This is a genomic window from Streptomyces otsuchiensis, assembly GCF_004305975.1.
GTDB lineage: Bacteria > Actinomycetota > Actinomycetes > Streptomycetales > Streptomycetaceae > Streptomyces > Streptomyces otsuchiensis.
This window is the reverse complement of record NZ_BHZI01000352.1, coordinates 1-5114: the sequence shown is the minus strand read 5'-3', so window position 1 is coordinate 5114 and position 5114 is coordinate 1. Positions and strand designations below refer to the sequence as shown.

At 70.6% G+C, this 5114-nt stretch carries 4 protein-coding genes; all 4 read left to right on the top strand.

From position 1 onward, the window contains the following. Positions 1-220: 220 nt before the first annotated feature. The 4 genes from dnaK to E0D90_RS23360 all read left to right on the top strand — a co-directional run bounded on the left by dnaK (position 221) and on the right by E0D90_RS23360 (position 4600). A complete protein-coding gene (gene dnaK, locus E0D90_RS23375; protein ID WP_103504219.1) occupies positions 221-2086 on the top strand; it encodes a molecular chaperone DnaK in 1866 nt (621 codons plus the stop codon). Next, complete coding sequence (grpE, locus tag E0D90_RS23370) at positions 2083-2853, top strand: nucleotide exchange factor GrpE (protein ID WP_130799975.1); 771 nt, start codon at positions 2083-2085, stop codon at positions 2851-2853. The genes dnaK and grpE overlap by 4 nt, the downstream gene beginning before the upstream one ends. 93 nt (positions 2854-2946) lie before the next feature. Further along, on the top strand, positions 2947-4143 hold the full coding sequence (dnaJ, locus tag E0D90_RS23365) for a molecular chaperone DnaJ (RefSeq protein ID WP_103504221.1): 1197 nt from the start codon (positions 2947-2949) through the stop codon (positions 4141-4143). A gap of 1 nt (position 4144) precedes the next feature. After that, a complete protein-coding gene (locus tag E0D90_RS23360) occupies positions 4145-4600 on the top strand; it encodes a heat shock protein transcriptional repressor HspR (protein ID WP_103504222.1) in 456 nt (151 codons plus the stop codon). Positions 4601-5114: the final 514 nt, after the last annotated feature.

Below are 5114 nucleotides of genomic sequence, written 5' to 3'. Positions count from 1 at the left end.
TGGGGGGATCGGGGCGTTCCCGGGGCGTTCGGGGCGAAAACCGGCGGCCGCCGCGCGGATGCGGCGTCGGGTGATCGGGGTTTCGCCGAGAGTGAGCGTAAGAGCTGGATAAGAATTGAGTGGCTGAGACTCAAGTCATTTGACAGTGCGGTTGACTGCCGCGCCGGGGTCATGCACTCTTGAGTCAGATCTACTCAAGGTATGAGCTGGAGGAATCGACATGGCACGTGCGGTCGGCATCGACCTGGGTACGACGAACTCCGTCGTCAGTGTTCTCGAAGGCGGTGAGCCCACCGTCATCACCAACGCCGAGGGCGCCAGGACCACGCCGTCCGTCGTCGCCTTCGCGAAGAACGGCGAGGTGCTCGTCGGCGAGGTGGCCAAGCGTCAGGCCGTCACCAACGTTGACCGCACCATCCGTTCGGTCAAGCGCCACATGGGGACCGACTGGAAGGTCAACCTCGACGGCAAGGACTTCAACCCGCAGCAGATGAGCGCCTTCATCCTGCAGAAGCTCAAGCGGGACGCGGAGTCCTACCTGGGCGAGAAGGTCGCCGACGCGGTGATCACCGTCCCGGCGTACTTCAACGACCACGAGCGCCAGGCCACCAAGGAGGCCGGTGAGATCGCGGGCCTCAACGTCCTGCGCATCGTCAACGAGCCCACCGCGGCCGCGCTCGCCTATGGTCTGGAGAAGGACGACCAGACCATCCTCGTCTTCGACCTCGGTGGCGGCACCTTCGACGTCTCGCTGCTGGAGATCGGCGACGGCGTGGTCGAGGTCAAGGCCACCAACGGCGACAACGCGCTCGGCGGCGACGACTGGGACCAGCGGGTCGTCGACCACCTGGTCAAGCAGTTCCAGAGCGGCCACGGCGTGGACCTCTCCAAGGACAAGATGGCGCTCCAGCGTCTGCGCGAGGCCGCCGAGAAGGCGAAGATCGAGCTCTCCAGCTCGACCGAGACCTCCATCAACCTGCCCTACATCACCGCCTCCGCCGAGGGCCCCCTGCACCTCGACGAGAAGCTGACCCGGGCGCAGTTCCAGCAGCTGACCCAGGACCTCCTGGAGCGCTGCAAGACGCCGTTCCACAACGTCATCAAGGACGCCGGCGTCCAGCTGTCCGAGATCGACCACGTGGTCCTCGTCGGCGGCTCCACCCGGATGCCCGCCGTCGCCAACCTGGTCAAGGAGCTGACCGGCGGCAAGGACGCCAACAAGGGCGTCAACCCGGACGAGGTCGTCGCCATCGGCGCCAGCCTGCAGGCCGGTGTCCTGAAGGGCGAGGTCAAGGACGTCCTGCTGCTCGACGTCACCCCGCTGTCCCTTGGTATCGAGACCAAGGGCGGCATCATGACCAAGCTGATCGAGCGCAACACCACGATCCCGACCAAGCGCTCGGAGATCTTCACCACGGCCGACGACAACCAGCCGTCCGTGCAGATCCAGGTCTACCAGGGCGAGCGCGAGATCGCGGCGTACAACAAGAAGCTCGGGATGTTCGAGCTGACCGGCCTGCCCCCGGCGCCGCGCGGCGTCCCGCAGGTCGAGGTCACCTTCGACATCGACGCCAACGGCATCATGCACGTCTCCGCCAAGGACCTCGGTACCGGCAAGGAGCAGCGCATGACCGTCACCGGTGGCTCCGCGCTGCCGAAGGACGACATCGAGCGCATGATGCGCGACGCCGAGCAGTACGCGGACGAGGACTCCAAGCGCCGCGAGTCCGCCGAGACCCGCAACCAGGCCGAGCAGCTCGTCTACACCACGGAGAACTTCCTCAAGGAGAACGGCGAGAAGGTTCCCGCCGAGCTCAAGACCGAGGTCGAGACCGCGGTCGGCGAGCTCAAGGAGACCCTGAAGGGCGAGGACACGGCGGCCATCCGCACCGCGTCCGAGCAGGTCGCGGCCACCAGCCAGAAGCTGGGCCAGGCGATGTACGCCGACGCCCAGGCCTCCGGCGCCACCCCCGGCCAGGAGGGCGGCCCGCAGGCGTCCGGCGGCGAGCAGGCCGGCGGCACCGACGACGACGTCGTCGACGCCGAGATCGTGGACGACGAGAAGCCGAAGGGTGGTGCGGCGTGACAAAGGACCAGGAGGGCTTCGACAAGGAGCCCGAGGTCCCCGACGCCGAGGCGCCCGCGACACCCCCTTCGGAGGCCGCCGGCCCCGAAGGGGAGCAGGAGAAGCAGGCGGACCGGGACCTCGACCCGGACGCCCCCGAGGGGGACGACGCGGAGCTCGCCGCCGAGGTGGCGCTCACCGCACAGCTCGACCAGGCCCGCACCGCGGTCAGCGAGCGCACCAAGGATCTGCAGCGGCTCCAGGCGGAGTTCCAGAACTACCGCCGCCGGGTCGAGCGGGACCGCGTCGCGGTCAAGGAGGTGGCGATCGCCAACCTCCTGACCGAGCTGCTTCCCGTGCTCGACGACATCGGCCGCGCACGTGACCACGGTGAGCTGGTCGGCGGCTTCAAGCAGGTCGCCGAGTCGCTGGAGACCGTCGCGGCGAAGATGGGGCTGGCGCAGTTCGGCAAGGAGGGTGAGTCCTTCGACCCGACGATCCACGAGGCGCTGATGCACAGCTACTCGCCGGACGTCACGGAGACCACCTGCGTGCAGATCCTCCAGCCCGGGTACCGCATCGGTGAACGCACCATCCGCCCCGCGCGGGTGGGCGTCGCGGAGCCGCAGCCGGGCGCGGCGGCCAAGGACTCCGCGGCCGACACCGCCGGTGACGGCGGTCCGGCCGACGCGGACGCCAAGGACGCCGACGACGCCGAGGCGGGCGGCGACGCCGCCGAGGCGACCGGCGGCACGCAGAAGGAGAACGGTGGCTCCGAGGACGGCTGACGCCGTGCCCGGACCTACCGTGCCCCCGGCCGGGCCCCATCGTGGGCCCGGCCGGGGGCACGGTTCGGATCTGTGGAAGGAGGGACGCGCCGGGTGAGCACCAAGGACTTCATCGAGAAGGACTACTACAAGGCCCTCGGCGTCCCCAGGGACGCCACCGAGGCGGAGATCAAGAAGGCCTACCGGAAGCTGGCCCGGGAGTTCCACCCCGACGCCAACAAGGGTGACAGCAAGGCCGAGGACCGGTTCAAGGACGTCTCCGAGGCTTACGACGTCCTCGGTGACGCCAAGCGCCGCAAGGAGTACGACGAGGCCCGCGCCCTGTTCGGCAACGGCGGGTTCCGCCCCGGCCCCGGGGCGGGCGGCGGCGGTCAGTTCAACTTCGACCTCGGCGACCTCTTCGGCGGCGCCCCGGGCGGCGGCACCACCACCCAGCCCCCCGGCGGCTTCGCCGGCGGCGGAGGCGGCATCGGTGACGTCTTCGGCGGCATCTTCAACCGCGGCGGCGCCGGCACCCGCACCCAGCCCCGGCGCGGGCAGGACATCGAGTCGGAGGTGACGCTCAGCTTCACCGAGGCGGTGGACGGCGCCACCGTCCCGCTGCGGATGTCCTCCAGCGCGGCCTGCAAGGCGTGCAAGGGCACCGGCGACAAGAACGGCACCCCGCGCGTCTGCCCCACCTGCGTCGGAACCGGACAGGTCAGCCGGGGCGGCGGGGGCGGTTTCTCCCTCACCGACCCGTGTGTGGACTGCAAGGGGCGCGGCCTGATCGCCGACGACCCGTGCACCATCTGCCGCGGCTCGGGGCGTGCCACCAGCTCCCGCACCATGCAGGTGCGCATCCCCGCCGGTGTCTCGGACGGGCAGCGCATCCGGCTGCGGGGCAAGGGCGCGCCCGGTGAACGGGGCGGCCCGGCCGGTGACCTCTACGTCGTGGTGCACGTCGACAGCCACTCGGTCTTCGGGCGGCGCGGCGACAACCTCACCGTCACGGTGCCGGTCACCTTCCCCGAGGCCGCACTCGGCGGCGAGGTCAAGGTGCCGACCCTCGGCGGTCCGCCGGTCACGCTGAAGCTGCCCCCGGGCACCCCCAGCGGACGGACCATGCGCGCCCGCGGCAAGGGCGCGGTCCGCAAGGACGGCACCCGCGGTGATCTTCTGGTCACCATCGAGGTGGCTGTGCCGCGCGACATGGGTAGCAAGGCGAAGAAGGCACTGGAGGAGTACCGGCAGGCGGCCGACGGCGAGGACCCGAGGGCCGCACTGTTCGAGGCCGCGAAGGGAGACTGACGTGGACGGCCGGGCAGGACCGAATCGGAACCCCTACGAACTCACCGACGACACCCCGGTCTATGTGATCTCGGTGGCGGCCCAGTTGTCCGGGCTGCACCCGCAGACACTCCGGCAGTACGACCGGCTCGGTCTGGTCTCCCCGGACCGCACCGCGGGCCGGGGGCGGCGCTACTCGGCCCGCGACATCGACCTGCTGCGCGCCGTGCAGCGCCTCTCGCAGGACGAGGGCATCAACCTCGCCGGGATCAAGCGGATCATCGAACTGGAGAACCAGGTCGCCGCGTTGCAGGCCCGGGTGGTGGAACTCCAGCAGTCGGTGGACGGCGCGGCGGTGGCGATGCGCCAGCGCGAGGCGCAGGTGCACGCGTCCTACCGGCGGGACCTGGTGCCCTACCAGGACGTGCGGCAGTCCTCGGCGCTGGTGGTGTGGCGCCCGGACCGTCGTCGTCGCTGAGCGCACCGGGGCACGCGTCTCGGCGTCTCCGTCGGCCGTCCCACGGCCCCGGCCGCCGGGTGGACCGCTTCACAGCGGTCCACCCGGCGGCCGGGGCCGTGTCGTGTGTTCGGGGGACAGCGCCGGGGCGTCGACATGCCGTCCGGGGTCGCCAGGCGGCGCCCGGCCGCGCGGAGTTGGCCGGAACCGGTCGGCCGCCGGCCAACAACGCGGTCTCGGCGGGGCGTTCGAGACGGACCGGTGAGCGCTTCCCGCCCCGTGACACCGCGCCGGAGTGCGGCGTAATGGTCCGGTTGGGCGTCCTGGGTGACTGACGGCCCCCGTGGCCGGATCTGACAGCTTGCTGACCCCGCATGCTGCAACAAGCTGACGTTCTCGCCTCTGCAACGCGGCGAGATACGCGCGTAGAGTCACGGCGCCGGGAAGATCCAGCATCACTCAAGGCGGACCCCACATGAGTGCGTCGGTCAGATCCTGCAACGTCCCCCCACGACCCCACGCCCCCTCTATCCAC

Excerpts from the sequence above, each read along its gene's own strand:
- dnaK (WP_103504219.1), top strand. The coding sequence starts at position 221 with ATGGCACGTGCGGTCGGCATCGACCTGGGTACGACGAACTCCGTCGTC.